Origin of the sequence: Salinicola corii, assembly GCF_008298015.1 — a bacterium.
GTDB classification, from domain to species: domain Bacteria; phylum Pseudomonadota; class Gammaproteobacteria; order Pseudomonadales; family Halomonadaceae; genus Salinicola; species Salinicola corii.
Genome location: NZ_VTPX01000003.1, coordinates 136,963 through 153,895 on the forward strand (window position 1 = coordinate 136,963; position 16,933 = coordinate 153,895).

Sequence of the window (16,933 nt, forward strand, 5' to 3'; positions counted from 1 at the left end):
CAAACAGGGAAATAGGAATCCGACATGGTTGATACATCCATCATCGTGCTCGGCGTCGTCATGTTCACCGTGATCGTGCTGGGATTGGTGGCAATCATTCTGGCGGCGCGTAGCCGGCTGGTGAGCAGCGGCGACGTGGCGATCGAGATCAATGGCGACCCTGACAATACCGTGACCACTCAGGCCGGGGGCAAGCTGCTTCAGACCCTCGCCGCCAACGGTATCTTTCTCTCCTCGGCCTGTGGCGGCGGCGGCTCCTGCGCCCAGTGCAAGTGCCAGGTGAGCGATGGCGGCGGCTCGATCCTGCCGACCGAAGAGTCTCACTTCACGTTGCGCGAGAAGAAGGAAGGCTGGCGTCTCTCCTGTCAGGTGCCGGTCAAGCAGGACATGAAGATCCGCGTTCCCGACGAGGTCTTCGGGGTCAAGAAGTGGGAATGCGAAGTGACCCAGAACCCCAACGTCGCGACCTTCATCAAGGAACTCAACCTCAAGTTGCCGGAAGGCGAGGAAGTGGCGTTCCGTGCCGGCGGCTACGTGCAGCTGGTGGCGCCGCCCTACGACGTCAAGTTCTCCGACTTCGATATCGAGGAGGAGTACCGCGGCGACTGGGAGAAGTTCGGCCTGTTCGACATCTCTCACAAGAGCGACGAGGAGGTGATTCGCGCCTACTCGATGGCGAACTATCCGGAAGAGAAGGGGCTTCTCAAGTTCAACATCCGTATCGCCACGCCGCCCCCCAAGTCGAGCCATCCCCCGGGGCTGATGTCGACCTACGTGTTCGGTCTCAAGCCGGGTGACAAGGTCACCGTGATGGGGCCATTCGGCGAGTTCTTCGCCAAGGACACCGAGGCCGAGATGGTGTTCATCGGCGGTGGTGCCGGCATGGCGCCGATGCGCAGCCATATCTTCGACCAGCTCAAGCGGCTCAAGTCCAAGCGCAAGATGTCCTTCTGGTACGGTGCGCGCTCCTGGCGGGAGACGTTCTACAACGAAGAGTACGACCAGCTGGCCGAGGAGTTCGGCAACTTCGAGTGGCACTTGGCGCTCTCCGATCCTCAGCCGGAAGACAACTGGGAGGGGCCCACCGGGTTCATCCACAACGTGCTCTACGAGAACTATCTCAAGGATCACCCGGCGCCCGAGGACTGCGAGTACTACATGTGCGGGCCGCCGATGATGAACGCCTCGGTGATCAAGATGCTGACCGATCTTGGAGTGGAGCCGGAGAACATCATGCTGGATGACTTCGGCGGATGATCGGATCGCAACGGCGCCGAGCGACAGGGCCGATCCTTCTGGGGTTGGCCCTGTTGCTATTCGCACTGCTGGCCGGGTGCGAGCGCGAACCCGAGTCTTATCGGCTGGAAGGGCCGATCTTCGGTACCGGGTTCCATGTCACCTTCTACGGCGATTACGACGACGACCAGCTCTCCGAGATCGAGGGTTCGGTCAAGGCGGCGCTGGATCGGGTCGACCGGCTGATGTCGACCTACAAGACAGACTCCGAGCTCTCGAGATTCAATCGGGCACCGGTGGGAGAGCCGTTCCAGCTCTCGCCGCAGACTGCGGAAGTGATCCGCGAGGCCATTCGGGTGGGCGACATGTCCGCTGGGGCCTTCGACGTGACGGTCGGCGCGGCGGTGAACCTGTGGGGATTCGGGCCGGACAAGCATCCGGATCGCGTGCCCGATGACGACGCCATTGCCAAGGCGCTGAAAGAGGTCGACTACCAGGCGCTGAAGCTCGATGGCAACACCCTGACCAAGACCAAGCCGGTCTATGTCGATCTGTCGGGCATTGCCAAGGGATACGGCGTCGATGCCGTGGCGCGGGCGCTGGACGATCTGGGCGTGCAGCGCTACCTGGTCGAGGTGGGGGGCGAGATCCGGACGCGAGGCAGCAAGCCCGGCGACGAGCCGTGGCGGATCGCGGTGGAAAAACCGGTCTCGAACGAGCGCAGCGTGCAGCGTATCATTGAGCTGGATGATTCGGCCGTGGCGACGTCGGGCGACTACCGTAACTATTTCGAAAGCGACGGCAAGCGATACTCGCACACCATCGATCCGCGCACCGGCCGGCCGATCAAGCATCACCTGGTCTCGGTGACGGTGATCACGTCCGACTGCATGACGGCCGATGCGCTGGCCACGGCGATCGACGTCATGGGGCCGGACGCGGGTTATGCCATGGCCGAGCGGGAAAACCTGGCGGTCTATCTCGTTGTCAAAACGCCGGATGGCTTTGAAACCCGGGCCTCGACCGCGTTTCAGCGCTATCTGAAAGACTCGGATTAGGAGGGTCAGTCATGACGATCTGGATTCTGGCTTTTGCCATCATGCTGCTGCTGGTCGGCGGCATGGCGATCGGCGTCATTCTCGGGCGCAAGCCCCTCGCGGGCTCCTGCGGCGGCCTCAATACGCTGGGCCTGAAGAACGGATGCGAAATCTGCGGCGGCAACGATGAGGTCTGCGAGGAAGAGAGCCGCAAGAACCTGGCCGGAGCGCGTCGACGCAGCGACGAGAACCGCGGTGCGGACCTGGGTTACAACGCCGTCAAGCGTTGAGCGACATGCCGGCCGCAGGTGTCGCCACGAGCCAATCGAATCGTAAGCCATCGGGTAAGGAGTAGGCGAAGCACATGGCAGTTCACAATTATGACCTCGTGGTCATCGGCTCGGGGCCCGCGGGAGAGAGTGCAGCAATCAATGCGGCGAAGCATGGCAAGCGTGTCGCCATCGTCGAGCGGCAGTCCTCCGTCGGTGGCAACTGCACCCACTGGGGGACGATCCCCTCCAAGGCGCTACGGCACCAGGTCAAGCAGATCATGCAGTTCAACACCAACCGCATGTTCCGCGATATTGGCGAGCCCCGCTGGTTCTCTTTTCCGAAGGTTCTGGAACGCTCCCGGGTGACGATCGATCAGCAGGTCGAACTCCGCACCAAGTTCTACTCCCGCAACCGCATCGACCTGTTCTTCGGCGTGGCGCGCTTTCGCGACGAGCACACCGTCGTGGTTCGGGACAATCACGAAGGGGCGGAAGAGCTCAGTGCACCGCAGTTCGTGATCGCCACCGGCTCCCGCCCCTATCGGCCGGCGGACGTCAATTTCCGTCATCCGCGGATCTACTGTTCGGACACCATCCTCGGCCTGTCGCATACGCCACGCACGCTGATCATCTACGGTGCCGGCGTGATCGGGTCCGAGTACGCCTCCATCTTCTCCGGCCTGGGCGTCAAGGTCGACCTGATCGACACCCGCGAGCGCCTGCTCTCCTTCCTCGACGACGAGATCAGCGACGCGCTCTCCTACGAGCTGCGCAACTACGGTGTGCTGATCCGGCACAACGAAGAGTATCGCAGTGTCGAGGGTGACGAGGCCGGCGTGGTGGTCAACCTGGAGTCCGGCAAGCGTCTGCGCGCCGATGCCTTCCTGTGGGCCAACGGACGTACCGGCAATACCGACGAACTGGGACTGGAGAACATCGGGCTGGAAGCCAACGGTCGCGGCCAGCTGCAGGTGGACGATCACTATCGCACGGCGATCCCGCATATCTACGCGGTGGGGGACGTGATCGGCTGGCCGAGCCTGGCGAGCGCGGCCTACGACCAGGGCCGCAGTGCCAGCGACGAGTTCCTCGGCGAGGATTTTCGCTTCGTCGACGACATTCCCACCGGGATCTACACGATTCCCGAGATCAGTTCGGTGGGCAAGACCGAGCGGGAGCTGACCGAAGCCAAGGTGCCCTACGAAGTGGCCCAGGCGTTCTTCAAGGATACCGCTCGCGCGCAGATCACCGGTGACACCGCCGGCATGCTCAAGATCCTGTTCCATCGCGAGACGCTGGAGATCCTGGGGATCCACTGCTTCGGCGACCAGGCGTCGGAGATCGTCCATATCGGCCAGGCCATCATGCAGCAGAAGGGCGAGGCGAACACGCTGCGCTACTTCATCAATACCACTTTCAACTATCCCACCATGGCCGAGGCCTATCGCATCGCGGCCCAGAACGGTCTGAACCGGCTGTTCTGAATCCGGCCAGCCAGCGCCCGGCCAGTCCGGGCGCGCCCAGCGTGACTCCAGGCAGATCGAATCATGGCTTCTCCTGCTGTTTCTGACGTTCGAGAGCGATCTGCAGGGCCGGATTGCGATAGCGATAGATACGCAGGCTCTTCAGGAAGACATCGTCTTCCAGCCGCTGATCGGACCGGCGGGCACGGGTTCGCGTCTTCGGCGGACTTGCCGGCGGATCGTTGAGATGCGGGAGCTTCAGCGCCGGGTCGGGAATGAACAGCGGCAGCGGCAGGTTCATGGCCCGACGCATTCGCCCATCCTCCAGCGCCTCGCGGAAGAACAGGTTGGCCCGCATCACCGGCGCCTGCTGCTGGATCTGCGCCAGAGGTTCGTCGCCGGGGATGTCGGCGAGCTTGCGCAGTTGAATCTGAATGTGTGGCGCCGACAGGTCCATCTGCTTCAACCGGGCTTCGGCATCGGCAACGCTGAGGCGCTTGATCGAGCGGCCGCTGGTGTACCAGGCAAGCCTGATTCGCGAGAGCGGCGCATCGGCGACCGGAAGCTGGCGCCAGCACTGCTTGAGATGCAGGCGGGCCAGCCCCTGGCCCCGGAGGTGGTCGTGCAGCACCGGGTGTCGGAAGGGCAGGACGGCCTTGATCTCGGGGATCAGTTTCGGGGCGGAGTGACGGATGCGTTTCAGGGTCGCGGCAAATCGTGCCTTGACGCCGTTGACTGCTTCGACGGCTTCCATGATTGACGGTCCGGCGACGATCACGCCGATGTAGTTGCGCGTTTCGCGACCATCCTGTCCGTCCTGATACCAGAAGTCGGTCAAGGCGCGACGGAGCCAGCCGGCGTCGACGATCGAATCGCCTAGTGCCCAGGCGGGGGTGGGGGCGTCGGCGTAGGCCGTTGCCAGATGCTCGACTGCGTCGATCAGGTGGTCGAAGTCGGATTCCAGCTCGGCCAGCAAGCGATACTGCAGTTCCATGGATGGCCCCGAGAAGTGGATTTCGATTTATACCGTTATCTTAGCTGTTGTGCCAGACCTCAGGGAAGGGGGTTACCAAGGTCCATGCTGGACGCGGGGGCATTCGCTGCCGCCGCTGTTGGCGGCAGCGACTCGACGAAACCCGCTCAGCGATCGCGATAGCGGCGGGTCAGATCGCCGTAGGCGTCGACACGCCGATCACGCAGGTAGGGCCAGATTCGACGTACGTCCTCGCTGCGTAGCAGATCGACCTCGACCAGCAGGTTCTCGCTCTGTTCGCCCGCCTGGGCCAGAAACTCGCCCTGCGGACCACAGACGAAACTGCCACCCCAGAAATCGATGCCTTCGCCGACTTGGGAGGAATCGGGTTCATGCCCGACCCGGTTGGCGACGAGCACCGGCAGGCCGTTGGCCACGCCGTGCGACCGCTGAATCAGCGTCCAGGCGTCCTTCTGGCGCTGCTTCTCCGCGGTGTCGTCGGATGGGGTCCACCCGATCGCGGTGGGATACAGCAGCAGGTCGGCGCCAGCCAGTGCCATCAAGCGAGCCGCTTCCGGGTACCACTGATCCCAGCACACCAGCACGCCGAGACGGCCAACCGAGGTATCGATCGGTTCGAATCCCTGCTCGGCATCCTCGTCGCCCGGTGTGAAGTAGAACTTCTCATAAAAGCCGGGATCGTCGGGAATGTGCATCTTGCGATAATGCCCGACGCGGCCTCGGGCGCGATCCAGCACGATCGCGGTGTTGTGATAGAGGCCGGCAGCACGGCGCTCGAAGATCGAGCCGACGATGACGATGTCGAGCTCCTGCGCGAGACCGGCAAGCTTTTGCCCGGTGGGGCCGTCCAGTGGTTCGGCCAGGTCGAATAGCGCGGTGTCTTCGCACTGGCAGAAATAGTGGGTCGCGTGCAGCTCCTGCAGCAGTACCAACTCGGCGCCCTGGGCGGCGAGCTCGCGGATGCCGGCCTCGCTCGCTTCGAGGCTGCGCTGTTTTTCCGGCCAGGCCTGCTGTTGCACCAGACCGATTTTGAGCGTCTTGGACATCGTCTCTCCTTACCGTTGGAAGAGCGCGGGGTCGAGCGATCCGCGCGGCAGCTGCATGGTCAGGCAGTGCAGACTGCCATGCTGGCGAATGACGGCGCGGCAGTCGATGGGCACTACCTCTCGCCCCGGGAACGCTTGATCGATTACCTGAAGCGCCCGGAAATCGGCAGCATCGCCATAGGTGGGTACCAGCACCGCGCCGTTGATGATCAGGAAGTTGGCATAGGTTGCCGGCAGGCGGTGGCCATCGTCCGGGTCGAAGCAAGCCTTGGGCCAGGGCAGCGCCAGCAGGCGATAGGGCGAACCATCCTCGCGGCGAAGCGCCTTGAGCTCGGCTTCCATGGCTGCCAGCGCTGCATGGTGCGGATCCCGTGGGTCGTCGCAACGTACGTAGACGATCGTCGCGGGGTCGCAGAAGCGCGCCAGCGTATCGACATGGCTGTCGGTATCGTCTCCCTCGAGATGGCCGTGCTCGAGCCAGAGCATGCGAGCGATGCCGAGCTGTTCTCCCAGGCGAGCCTCGATGGCGTCACGATCGAGCCCAGGGTTGCGGTTGGGATTGAGCAGGCAGGCGCTGGTCGTGAGCAGCGTACCTTCACCATCGGACTCGATGGCTCCGCCCTCGAGTACTAATGCCTGCGATACCACCGGCGCTGCGAACACGCCCTGGGAGGCCAGCGACCGGGTCAGTGCGTCGTCCCGCGCCGCGGCGAACTTGCCACCCCAGCCGGTAAACACGTAATCCAGGAGCTCGATACGGCCATCGCGCTCGACGGCGATCGGGCCGTGGTCACGGGCCCAGGTGTCGTCGCTGGGAGCCACCGCGAGATGGTAAAGGGAGGCATCGACCCCTAGCGACGTGAATCGGGCGCCCAGCCGAGTCCGCAGGCGATCGTCGTGGACGACGATCAGCACCGGTTGGTAGCGGGTGATGGCCACGACCATCGCTTCCATCGTCGCCTCGATCTGCCCGAGCAGCGGCGCCCAGTCGCTGGTCGGCGTTGGCCAGGTCAGTTGAATGGCGTCCTGCGGATGCCATTCGGGGAACAGACGCAGGGTCATGGTGTCTCCATTGCGCATAAGGGCCGATGTGCGTCAGAGCCGATGTCGAGGACGCGGCATTCTAGGGCCTGGTCATGGCGATGCAAGCAGGAATTCGTCGTTCGCGTTGCCGTCGCGCGATTCGTCCGCCGCCATTTATCGATAGGGCGTCAGTGTAGCGCCAGGCGCGCGCGTGGCAAGCGGCAAACCGCTCGTCAAACTGGCGTTTTCGGGAACCGCCAAAACCCGTAACATGAGCCGCTGCTGACAAGGAACCAACCCGATGCTCGACCGTTTACCCTTTCTGGTGGGCCTGAGATACGTCCGGGCCAAACGACGTAATCATTTCATATCCTTCATCTCGCTCACTTCGATGCTCGGCCTGGCCTTGGGGGTCGCCGTCCTGATCCTGGTGCTGTCGGTCATGAACGGCTTCGATCACGAGCTACGTACGCGCGTGCTGGGCATGGTGCCGCACACCCGCATCGAACAGCAGGGCGGCATGCAGGACTGGAAGGCGCTGGCCGAGAAGGTCGATCAGCACAAGGATGTGGTCGCCTCGGCACCCTATGTGCAGCAGCAGGGCATGTTCTCCGCCAGCGGGCGCACCCAGGGCGCGATGGTCACCGGGGTACAGCCGGACTACGAGCGACATGTCTCGATCATCGACCAGCACATGCAGGCGGGGACGCTCGACGACCTCTCCCCGGGAAGCTGGCACGTAGTGCTGGGCTCGCTGCTGGCGCGCAATCTGGGGGTCGGCGTCGGTGATCGCGTGACGCTGCTGGTGCCGGAAGCCTCCATCACGCCAGGTGGCGTCTTTCCACGGCTGAAGCGCTTTACCGTCAGCGGCATCTTCAAGGTCGGTGCCGATCTGGATGCCAATCTGGCCTATGCCAATATCGAGGATATGCAGACACTCGCCCGTCTTGGCGACAAGGTCGATGGTTTGCGCCTGGAACTCGACGACCTGTTCAAGGCCGGGCCGGTAACCCGGGACATTGTCTCGACGCTGGGAGCCGGGTATCGGGGCATGGACTGGACGTACACCCACGGCAACCTGTTCCAGGCGATCCAGATGGAGAAACACATGATCGGCCTGCTGTTGATGGTGATTGTCGCGGTGGCGGCTTTCAATATCGTCTCGACGCTGGTCATGGTGGTCACCGACAAGCACGCGGATATCGCCATCTTGCGAACGATCGGGGCCAAGCCGACATCGATAATGGGAATCTTCGTGGTGCAGGGACTGGCGATCGGGATCATCGGGATCGTGATCGGCGTCATCGCCGGCGTGATCCTGGCGCTGACGGTCTCCGACATCATCGCTTGGTTCCAGGCGGTGACCGGAATCCAGTTCCTCGATCCCAACGTCTATTTCATCAGCTATCTGCCGTCGCGGCTCGAGATGAGCGACCTGGGTGTGATCGTCTCCAGCGCTTTCGGACTGACTTTCCTGTCCACGCTCTATCCGGCCTGGCGAGCGGCACGTATCCAGCCGGCGGAGGTGCTTCGCTATGAGTGAGTCCAACTCTCGATCATCATCCGCCAGCGGAGACCACATCATGCTCGACTGCCGCCAGCTCACGCGGACCTACAGCGAAGGCCCGCAGGATCTCACGGTTCTGGATCGCCTGGACCTGCAAGTACGGGCAGGGGAACGGGTGGCCGTCGTCGGCAGTTCCGGCTCCGGCAAGACCACGCTGCTCAATCTGCTGGGGGGGCTCGACCGGCCCACCGGGGGCGAGGTCATCATTGGCGGTCAGTCGTTGGCGGGGCTGGGCGAGGCGGCACTGGGCAGTTTCCGCAATCGCTACATCGGCTTCGTCTATCAGTTCCACCATCTGCTGGCGGAGTTCACCGCGGCAGAGAACGTCGCGCTGCCGCTGATCATTCGAGGGCAGCCGCGCAAGGTTGCGGTCGACAAGGCGCAGAAACTGCTGGATCGCGTCGGGATGGCGCCGCGAGGCACGCATAAGCCGGGCGAGCTGTCGGGTGGTGAACGCCAGCGTGTGGCCATCGCCAGGGCGCTGGTCACCGATCCCAGCCTGGTGCTGATGGATGAGCCCACCGGAAACCTGGATCAGGACACGGCGGCCAATATCCTCGCCATGATGGACGAACTGGCGGCGACCACCGATTGCGCATTCGTGGTGGTAACGCACGACCTGTCACTGGCAGCGCATCAGGATCGTACGATGCGCCTGGACAGAGGCCAGTTGACCGCCGTCTGACATCGCCGACTAAAGCTGAAGCCGCCCTGGACGATCAATAGTCCAGGGCGGCTTTTTTGTGCGTCAGCGCGCTTTCGGTGGGTACGACATCGATGGCCTCGGAGAGAGCCGGCGCTTACTACCGCTGCCGGCGCTGGCGCCGTCTGGCACGTCTTCGCCAGCTACGGTAGATCTGGAATCGCCAGATCAATCGCACCAGGACGTTGCTGGCGATGGCCAGTATCACGCCGACGATGACCGAGCCGACCGCCAGCGGCAGGACGATGTGAGCCATCTGCTCGGCGATCCACAGGGTGGTGATGTGGTCCGGCACCTGGCGCGCGGGATAGTTCATGACCCAGGCGCCGACCCGATAATTGAAGTAGAAGACCACCGGCATGGTCAGCGGGTTGGTCAGCCAGACCAGGCTGACGGAAAGCGGCAGGTTGGCGCGCAAGCAGTAGGCGCCGAAAGCCGCCAGCAGCATCTGGCAGGGGATGGGCAACATTGCCGCGAACAGGCCGACCATACAGGCGTTGGCGACACTACGGCGAGAGAGCACCCACATTGCCGGATCGCCCAGCATATGATGCATGAATCGCAACGAACGAGTGCGCTGCAGCCTCTCCTGGCTGGGGATGTAGCGTTGTAACCATCGACGAGACATGAGGCCGCTCGCTGGACGAAGAAGGCCCATTATCCATACAACCCCAAGGGCCCGCCATGTTAAGTCCCTCAGCGAGAAGCCTTGGCCTTGCCGACCGTTGAAGCGAGGAGATGGGCTTCGGTACAGGTCCGTCGTGCAGGCTGGGCCATGCCGTTGGCCCTGGCCGCGATCGCTGGCGCCTTCGTCGGTTATCGCGTCGGCGGCGCTGAATCGTCGCTCTGGGGTGTGCCGTGGGCCGTCGCGACAGTCGGTCTGCTGTTGGCGCTCTGGAAACGGTCGCTGTGGGGAGGGCTGGCGACGCTGGCGTTCCTGGCTTGTGCCCATGATGTCGGTCAGCAGCGCCACGGCGTGCTGCCCCCGGCCCTGGCGGGGCACGAATTCGTGCTCTCCGGCCGCATCCTGTCTCTGGATGCCGATCAGCGCCGCTCCCGTTTTCTCTTCGACATCGACGCCTGCCGACCTGATGACCCGGACGACACCTGTCCCGCGGTCACGCGTGTCAGATTGTCCTGGTACGGCGCACCCGAGCTGCAGCCGGGGGAGTGCTGGTCGTTCAATACCCGCCTGCGCGAGCCGCTGGGGTTTGCCAATCCGGATGCTTTCGATTATGGCGCCTGGCTCTGGCGGGAGGGAATTCAGGCGCTCGGTTACGTTCGTGACGAATCGCCTCGACGCCTCGCCGGGGCCGCTTTCTCCGTACGCCGGGTGGCGCTCGGCCAGTTGAAGGAGATGGCGCTGTCGGCCAGAGGCAAACGCTGGCTGGCGGCATTGACGCTCGGCGCGGGAGACCGGCTCGACGATGACGACTGGCAGTTGCTGAATGCCACGGGCACGACTCACCTGATGGTGATCTCGGGCCTGCATGTCGGCCTCGTCGCGACGCTCGTGCTATGGCTGCTGCGGCGATTGTCGCGCTGGCTCCAGCCATTGTCCTGGCGGATGACGGTCTGGCCGTGGATCGGGGCGGGGGCGGCGGCGTTCGCCTATGCCGGTCTGGCCGGCTTCGAGCCTCCCGCCACCCGGGCCGCCATCATGACGGCGATCGGACTCTGGGCGGCCAGCGGACGTCACGCCCCCGGGTGGTGGCAGGCCTGGTGGCTGGCACTGGCGCTGATCGTGATCTGCGACCCCCTCGCGCCCTGGCGACCAGGTCTATGGCTCTCTTTCCTGGCCGTTGCCGTTCTGATCATGGCGTGGTCGGGGCGTCCCCGTCCCGCCGGTTGGAGAGGGTGGGGGATCGCGCTGCTGCGCAGTCAGTGGTTGCTGGCTCCTTTCATGGCGGCAGCGGTTCTTCTCGCTTTCGGACGCCTATCGCCATTGGCACCGCTGGTCAACCTGTTCGCCGTGCCATTGGTCGGTAGCGTCATGGTTCCGCTCGGGTTCGTCGGCTGGCTTTTCGGCGGTTGGCCGACGGTAGCGAGCTGGGTCTGGTGGCCCTTCGACCACATGGTGGCGGCACTGACCGTCGTTCTCGCCGGTGCCGCCGACGGCTTGCCGTTGTGGACCCCCGTTTCCTGGTGGCGTTGGCCGATCGCGGCAGCCCTGCTGCTGTGGGGGCTGCTGTGGCTGTTACCCGGTGTGGAGCGGTCGACGCGGGCGTGGGCTTGCCCATCGCTGTTGATACTCGTCATGCTGCTGCGGGCACCAGGCCTGGAGCGGAACCATCTGATCGTCACCGTCTACGATGTCGGTCAGGGGCAGTTGGTCGAGCTCGAGACGCGGGACCGACGCGTGCTGGTCGATACCGGCCCCCGTTTCGGTTCGGGGTTCATGCCGGTGTCCCTGCTGTGGCCGCCGGGTCAGCGATTCGACGATGTCGTCGTCACCCACAGCGATAGCGATCATTCGGGAGGGATCGCCGCGCTGCGCCGGGATCATCGGGTGGAGCGCTGGTGGGCGCCTCGGGGCAACGATCTGAGGCTGCCATCGCGTCCCTGCGAGGCCGGTGGCGGTTGGCGGGATGGGGAGGCTTTCTGGCGGTTTCTCTCTCCGCCGGCCGGCGATGTCGCCACCAACGCCAATGACCGCTCCTGCGTCCTGCTGGTGACGCTGGGCGCGCGCCGGGTGCTGATTACCGGTGACGCCGGGGTGGGTCGGGAGCATGTTTTCGTCAAGTCGCTGGAGAGTGGCCCGCTGGGGAGTCGCCGCCTCGACGTGCTGGTGGCCGGCCATCATGGCAGCGTCACCAGCTCCTCGCCGACCCTGGTCGCGGCGACGCGCCCGCTCGAGGTGATCTTCAGCAGCGGACGCGGCAATCCCTTCGGGCATCCGGCGCCGGCGGTCGTGCAACGCTTCGTCGATGCCGGGAGCCGGGTCTGGAGCACGGCCTATGATGGCGCGGTACGTATCCTGCTGACGCCATCCGGCCTCAAGGTTTCTACGCAGCGGCATCCGGGATGGTCGCAGCGGTTGGCTGTCGACGTCGAGGATGTTGGGGTAGAATCCAGCCCCTGATGGGCGCCGGGGCGCGCAACGGTGGAGCAGGACTCCGTCGGCGCTCGTCCACACGGCGTCCTGGCTGATCGGTGCGCGCAGCGCCGCAGGCCGGACCTTTTCCCAGTCGAACGGAGTTACCGTGTCGCAAGCTTCCAGTTTGGCACTCTATCGACGCCTCCTAGGATACGTCCGCGTAGAGTGGCGATCGTTCGCCCTGGCGGTGGTCGGCTACGCCATCTACGCCGCCTCGAGCACAGCCCTGGCGGAGATGATGAAGCGGCTGATCGACGGGATACAGCATCCCGATGCCGCGTTTCGCTACTTTCTGCCGCTATTCGTGATCGGCATGTTCGCCGCCCGGGGTGTCGGAACCTTTCTTGGTACCTATTTCATGAGCAATGTGGCGCGCAACGTGGTGCACCGGCTGCGGTGCAACGTCTTCAACCACATGCTGCACCTACCGGGCCGTTTCTTCGACATGCATTCCAGCGGTCATCTCATTTCCCGGGTGACCTATCACGTCGAGCAGGTGACGGGCGCCGCCACCAATGCGATCACGATCATCCTGCGGGAAGGCCTTTTCGTGATCGGCCTGATCGGTTATCTGCTCTGGACCAATTGGCTGCTGACGCTGATTTTCATGTGCGTGACGCCGTTGATCGGGCTGGTGGTGCGCTACACCAGCAAGCGCTTCCGCAAGATTTCCCGGCGCATCCAGAACTCGATGGGGGACGTGACCCACGTCGCTTCCGAGGCGCTGACCGGTTATCGGGTCGTGCGCACCCACGGGGCGGAGGAGTACGAAAAGCGCCGCTTCGAGGCCGCGAGCAATTATAACCGCGAGCAGAGTATCAAGGAGGCGATGACCAAGGCGACCAGCACACCTGTTATCCAGTTGCTGGTGGCCCTGGCGCTGGCGGGGCTGGTGTGGCTGGCGATGGCGCCGGAGTTGATGAATGCCATGACGCCGGGCGAATTCGTCGCCTTCATCACCGCGGCATCGCTGATGGCCAAGCCGATTCGCTCGCTGACCGACGTCAACAGCATCATCCAGAAGGGCTTGTCGGCGTCCCAGGAACTGTTCGGACTGCTGAACCGCCCGACGGAGCACGACGAGGGCGAACGGATGCCGCAGCGTCTCAGTGGGGACGTCCGCTTCGAAGGGGTGCGGTTCGCCTATGACGAAGATCAGCCAGAGGTGCTCAAGGGCATCGATCTCGAGGTGCCCGCTGGCCAGATGGTCGCGATCGTCGGGCGCTCCGGGAGCGGCAAATCGACGCTGATGTCGCTGTTGCCAAGGTTCTATCGACCCACCGGCGGTCGCATCCTGATCGATGAGGTCGATATCCAGGAGTATCGCCTGTCGCCGCTGCGTCAGCAGATCGCCCTGGTCTCCCAGCAGGTGACGCTGTTCAACACCACGATTGCCGACAACATCGCCTACGGCGTACCCGATGCCGGTCGCGCGCAGATCGAAGCCGCGGCGAAGGCGGCCTACGCCCACGAATTCATCGAGCAGTTGCCGAAAGGCTACGACACCCTGGTCGGCGACAACGGTGTCATGCTCTCCGGTGGCCAGCGCCAACGTCTGGCAATAGCCCGGGCCATCTTCAAGGATGCGCCGGTGTTGATACTGGACGAGGCGACTTCGGCGCTGGACACCGAGTCCGAACGCTATATCCAGCGCGCGCTGGAGGTGGTCTGCCGGGGTCGAACCACATTCGTCATCGCCCATCGGCTGTCCACCATCGAGCGCGCCGATCGAATCGCCGTCATGGATCAGGGCTGCCTGATCGAGAGCGGCACTCACGCCGAACTGCTGGAGAAAGGCGGCGCCTACGCCTCGCTGTACCAGCTCCAGTTCCAGGAGGAGGCGTGACCCCACTCGAGCGTGCCTGGTATCGCGACTCGGCCTGGCTCGGCCTGTTGGCGCCGCTGGAGTGGCTCTATCGCGCCGTCGTCGCGCGCCGGCGGGAAGCCTATCGGACGGGGCGACGGGCGGTATGGCAGCCGCCGGTGCCCGTGGTCGTGGTGGGCAACCTCTCGGTGGGCGGGACCGGCAAGTCCCCGCTGGTCGCTTGGCTGGTGCGCTGGCTGGGCGACAACGGCTGGCGGCCGGGCATCGTCTCCAGGGGGTACGGCGGCAAGTCCGAACGCTACCCGCTGGCGGTGACCGCGGAGACGCCGGTGGCGCAGAGCGGCGACGAGCCGCTGATGCTCGCTCGGCAGACCGGGGTCCCTGTGGTGGTCGACCCCGAGCGCTCCCGAGCGGCGCGCTGGCTCATCGAACACGCCAAGTGCGACATCGTGGTCGCCGACGACGGGCTCCAGCATTACGCCCTGGGGCGCGCACTGGAGCTGGTCGTCGTCGATGCCAGGCGCGGCTTTGGAAACCGGCACTGTCTGCCGCGGGGGCCGCTTCGCGAACCCCTCCAGCGCCTGCGCGACGTCGATGCGCTGATCGGCAACGGCGGGGATGTCCCGTCCGCCGGCGATGAAGAGGGCGTGACGCCCCGCTTCTCGCTGACGCTCGCTCCCTTGTCATGGCGACATCTGGCCAGCGGCGAGCGTCATCCCGTCGAGCGTCCGCCGTTCGCGCCGACCGAGTCGGTGGCGGCGCTGGCGGGTATCGGCCATCCGCAGCGGTTTTTCGACACGCTGGAGGCTTTGGGGATCGCCCATGAGAAGCACGCTTTCGGCGACCACCATCGCTTCTCGGCGGCCGACCTGCCCAAGGACGCCTCGGTGGTGGTCATGACGGCCAAGGATGCCGTGAAATGCATGGATTTCGTCGACGAGCGCTGCTGGGCGCTGGACGTGGAGGCGATACCGGAACCGGCTTTCGTCGCCTGGTGGGCAGACCGGGTCGAGGGTTGGAAGGGCGACTAGCGGGCTGTACGCGCTATACGCCGTCGCGGCCGCGCGTACAGGGTGAACCGACCCTGGATTCGGCTCGCTCCTCTCTGGCGTATCGGCGACGATGGCGCGATCATGGTGGCATGTCCCGGCGCGCCGGTTTGGCGAACACGCCGAGGTACTCGGAATCTCCGATAAGGAATGATCATGGATAAGGAATTGATGACGATGTTGATCTGTCCGGTGAGCCATAGCGAGCTGACCTTCGATCGCGAACGTCAGGAGCTCAAGAGTTCGGTCAGCGGACTGGCCTATCCGGTTCGGGACGGGATCCCGGTGATGCTGGAGAGCGAGGCGCGCGTCATGTCGACCGAGGAAAAGCTCGGCAAGGCGGCCCCGACGTCATGAGCGATTTCGTTGTCGTGATCCCGGCCCGCTTCGGCTCCAGCCGCCTCCCGGGCAAGCCCCTGATGGAGATCGATGGCCTGCCCATGGTCCAGCACGTGTGGTTGCGGGCCAGGGAGAGCAGCGCTGCGCGGATCGTGATCGCCACCGATGATGCCCGTATCGAGCAGGCGGCGCGGGGGTTCGGCGCCGAAGTGGTCATGACGCGTGACGATCACCACTCCGGCACCGACCGTCTGGCCGAGGTCGGCGCCAAGCTGGCGCTGCCGGACGAGACCATCGTGGTCAACGTCCAGGGCGACGAGCCGCTGCTGCCCGCCGCGGTGATCGATCTCGTCGCGGAGCGTCTCGCCGCCGATGAGCGGGCGTCGGTATCGACGCTCGCCGAGCCGATTCACGATGTCGATACGCTGTTCAATCCCAACGTGGTCAAGGTCGTGACCGACTTGAGCGGACGGGCGCTCTATTTTTCCAGGGCGCCGATCCCCTGGGATCGCAATGCCTGGAAGACCCAGCCGCCGACACTGCTCGAGACGGACGCCTGGCTGCGCCACGTCGGCCTCTACGCCTATCGTGCCGGATTCCTGAGCGATTACGTCAACTGGCCACCGGCGCCGCTGGAGCAACTGGAGCAGCTCGAGCAACTACGGGCGCTGCAGCACGGCCATCTCATTCAGGTGGCAACGGTCTCGTCGTCCCTGCCTGGCGGCGTCGACACCCTGGAAGATCTGGAGCGGGTGCGTCAGCATTTTTCTCAGCGGGAGAAGGCATGAGTGATTCGCGTCCCGTATGGCGTGTCCTGTTCGTTTGCATGGGCAACATCTGCCGTTCGCCGACGGCGGAGGGCATGCTCAGAAAGCGTCTGCAGGACGAGGGGATAGGCGATGACGTCGAGGTAGACTCGTGCGGCACCGGGGCCTGGCATATCGGCCAGGCCCCGGATCCTCGCGCGATCCGTGCCGCGTCGGAGCGCGGGGTCGACCTGAGCGGCCTGCGTGGACGCCAGCTGACGCGAGAGGACTTCGCGCAGTTCGACGAAATCCTGGTGATGGACACCGATAACCTCGATCACGTGCTGGCGCTTCGGCCGGAAGACAGCCGTGCACGGGTCTCCCGCCTGCTCCACTACGCCAACCAGCCGGAGACGGATGTGCCGGACCCCTATTTCGGTGGCGAGGCGGGGTTTCTCCATGTTCTGGATCAACTGGAGCTTGCCGTCGAAGGGCTGACGGCGTCGCTTCGGCAGCGTGTGGGCGGCGCCTGATGG

At 64.5% G+C, this 16,933-nt stretch carries 16 protein-coding genes; 12 read left to right on the plus strand and 4 right to left on the minus strand.

Annotation, left to right across the window (positions count from 1 at the left end):
- Window positions 1–24: 24 nt before the first annotated feature.
- The 4 genes from nqrF to sthA all read left to right on the plus strand — a co-directional run bounded on the left by nqrF (window position 25) and on the right by sthA (window position 4,029).
- On the plus strand, window positions 25–1,257 hold the full coding sequence (gene nqrF, locus F0A16_RS07070; RefSeq protein ID WP_149434693.1) for an NADH:ubiquinone reductase (Na(+)-transporting) subunit F: 1,233 nt from the start codon (window positions 25–27) through the stop codon (window positions 1,255–1,257).
- A complete protein-coding gene (locus F0A16_RS07075; RefSeq protein WP_149434694.1) occupies window positions 1,254–2,294 on the plus strand; it encodes an FAD:protein FMN transferase in 1,041 nt (346 codons plus the stop codon). The genes nqrF and F0A16_RS07075 overlap by 4 nt, the downstream gene beginning before the upstream one ends.
- 11 nt (window positions 2,295–2,305) lie before the next feature.
- Window positions 2,306–2,563 (plus strand): (Na+)-NQR maturation NqrM, encoded by a 258-nt coding sequence (gene nqrM / locus F0A16_RS07080; RefSeq protein ID WP_110600152.1) that lies wholly within the window; start codon window positions 2,306–2,308, stop codon window positions 2,561–2,563.
- Between the two features lie 74 nt (window positions 2,564–2,637).
- Window positions 2,638–4,029, plus strand: coding sequence for a Si-specific NAD(P)(+) transhydrogenase (gene sthA / locus F0A16_RS07085; RefSeq protein WP_110600150.1), 1,392 nt, complete (start codon window positions 2,638–2,640; stop codon window positions 4,027–4,029).
- A gap of 61 nt (window positions 4,030–4,090) precedes the next feature.
- On the opposite strand, the gene F0A16_RS07090 is transcribed toward sthA, so the two are convergent.
- From F0A16_RS07090 to F0A16_RS07100, 3 genes are all read right to left on the minus strand, one after another.
- On the minus strand, window positions 4,091–5,002 hold the full coding sequence (locus F0A16_RS07090; protein WP_149434695.1) for a DNA replication terminus site-binding protein: 912 nt from the start codon (window positions 5,000–5,002) through the stop codon (window positions 4,091–4,093).
- A gap of 146 nt (window positions 5,003–5,148) precedes the next feature.
- Window positions 5,149–6,048 (minus strand): carbon-nitrogen hydrolase, encoded by a 900-nt coding sequence (locus F0A16_RS07095; protein ID WP_149434696.1) that lies wholly within the window; start codon window positions 6,046–6,048, stop codon window positions 5,149–5,151.
- Window positions 6,049–6,057: 9 nt separating this feature from the next.
- Window positions 6,058–7,110 carry an agmatine deiminase family protein gene (locus F0A16_RS07100; protein WP_149434697.1) on the minus strand — a complete coding sequence of 351 codons (1,053 nt, stop codon included), beginning with the start codon at window positions 7,108–7,110 and terminating at the stop codon, window positions 6,058–6,060.
- Between the two features lie 262 nt (window positions 7,111–7,372).
- Here F0A16_RS07100 and F0A16_RS07105 point away from each other — a divergent pair, with 262 nt between their 5' ends.
- Both F0A16_RS07105 and F0A16_RS07110 read left to right on the plus strand, forming a co-directional pair.
- Window positions 7,373–8,614: a lipoprotein-releasing ABC transporter permease subunit gene (locus F0A16_RS07105; protein WP_149434698.1), complete on the plus strand. Its 1,242-nt coding sequence runs from the start codon at window positions 7,373–7,375 to the stop codon at window positions 8,612–8,614.
- The gene (locus tag F0A16_RS07110) at window positions 8,607–9,323 is read left to right on the plus strand and encodes an ABC transporter ATP-binding protein (protein WP_149434699.1); all 717 of its coding nucleotides are present in this window, start codon (window positions 8,607–8,609) and stop codon (window positions 9,321–9,323) included. Before F0A16_RS07105 ends, F0A16_RS07110 begins: the two co-directional genes overlap by 8 nt.
- 118 nt (window positions 9,324–9,441) lie before the next feature.
- Here the strand turns inward: F0A16_RS07110 and F0A16_RS07115 are convergent, their stop codons facing one another.
- A complete protein-coding gene (locus F0A16_RS07115) occupies window positions 9,442–9,969 on the minus strand; it encodes a DUF2062 domain-containing protein (RefSeq protein ID WP_149434700.1) in 528 nt (175 codons plus the stop codon).
- Between the two features lie 147 nt (window positions 9,970–10,116).
- Here F0A16_RS07115 and F0A16_RS07120 point away from each other — a divergent pair, with 147 nt between their 5' ends.
- From F0A16_RS07120 to F0A16_RS07145, 6 genes are all read left to right on the plus strand, one after another.
- On the plus strand, window positions 10,117–12,423 hold the full coding sequence (locus F0A16_RS07120) for a DNA internalization-related competence protein ComEC/Rec2 (protein WP_149434701.1): 2,307 nt from the start codon (window positions 10,117–10,119) through the stop codon (window positions 12,421–12,423).
- A gap of 121 nt (window positions 12,424–12,544) precedes the next feature.
- Window positions 12,545–14,284, plus strand: coding sequence for a lipid A export permease/ATP-binding protein MsbA (gene msbA / locus F0A16_RS07125; protein WP_149434702.1), 1,740 nt, complete (start codon window positions 12,545–12,547; stop codon window positions 14,282–14,284).
- Window positions 14,281–15,294 carry a tetraacyldisaccharide 4'-kinase gene (gene lpxK / locus F0A16_RS07130; protein WP_149434703.1) on the plus strand — a complete coding sequence of 338 codons (1,014 nt, stop codon included), beginning with the start codon at window positions 14,281–14,283 and terminating at the stop codon, window positions 15,292–15,294. The genes msbA and lpxK overlap by 4 nt, the downstream gene beginning before the upstream one ends.
- Window positions 15,295–15,468: 174 nt before the next feature.
- Window positions 15,469–15,669, plus strand: coding sequence for a Trm112 family protein (locus tag F0A16_RS07135; protein ID WP_187775931.1), 201 nt, complete (start codon window positions 15,469–15,471; stop codon window positions 15,667–15,669).
- On the plus strand, window positions 15,666–16,439 hold the full coding sequence (kdsB, locus tag F0A16_RS07140; protein ID WP_149434704.1) for a 3-deoxy-manno-octulosonate cytidylyltransferase: 774 nt from the start codon (window positions 15,666–15,668) through the stop codon (window positions 16,437–16,439). The genes F0A16_RS07135 and kdsB overlap by 4 nt, the downstream gene beginning before the upstream one ends.
- Entirely contained in the window at window positions 16,436–16,930 is a 495-nt protein-coding gene (locus F0A16_RS07145) for a low molecular weight protein-tyrosine-phosphatase (protein WP_149434705.1), read from the plus strand. Before kdsB ends, F0A16_RS07145 begins: the two co-directional genes overlap by 4 nt.
- Window positions 16,931–16,933 lie beyond the last annotated feature (3 nt).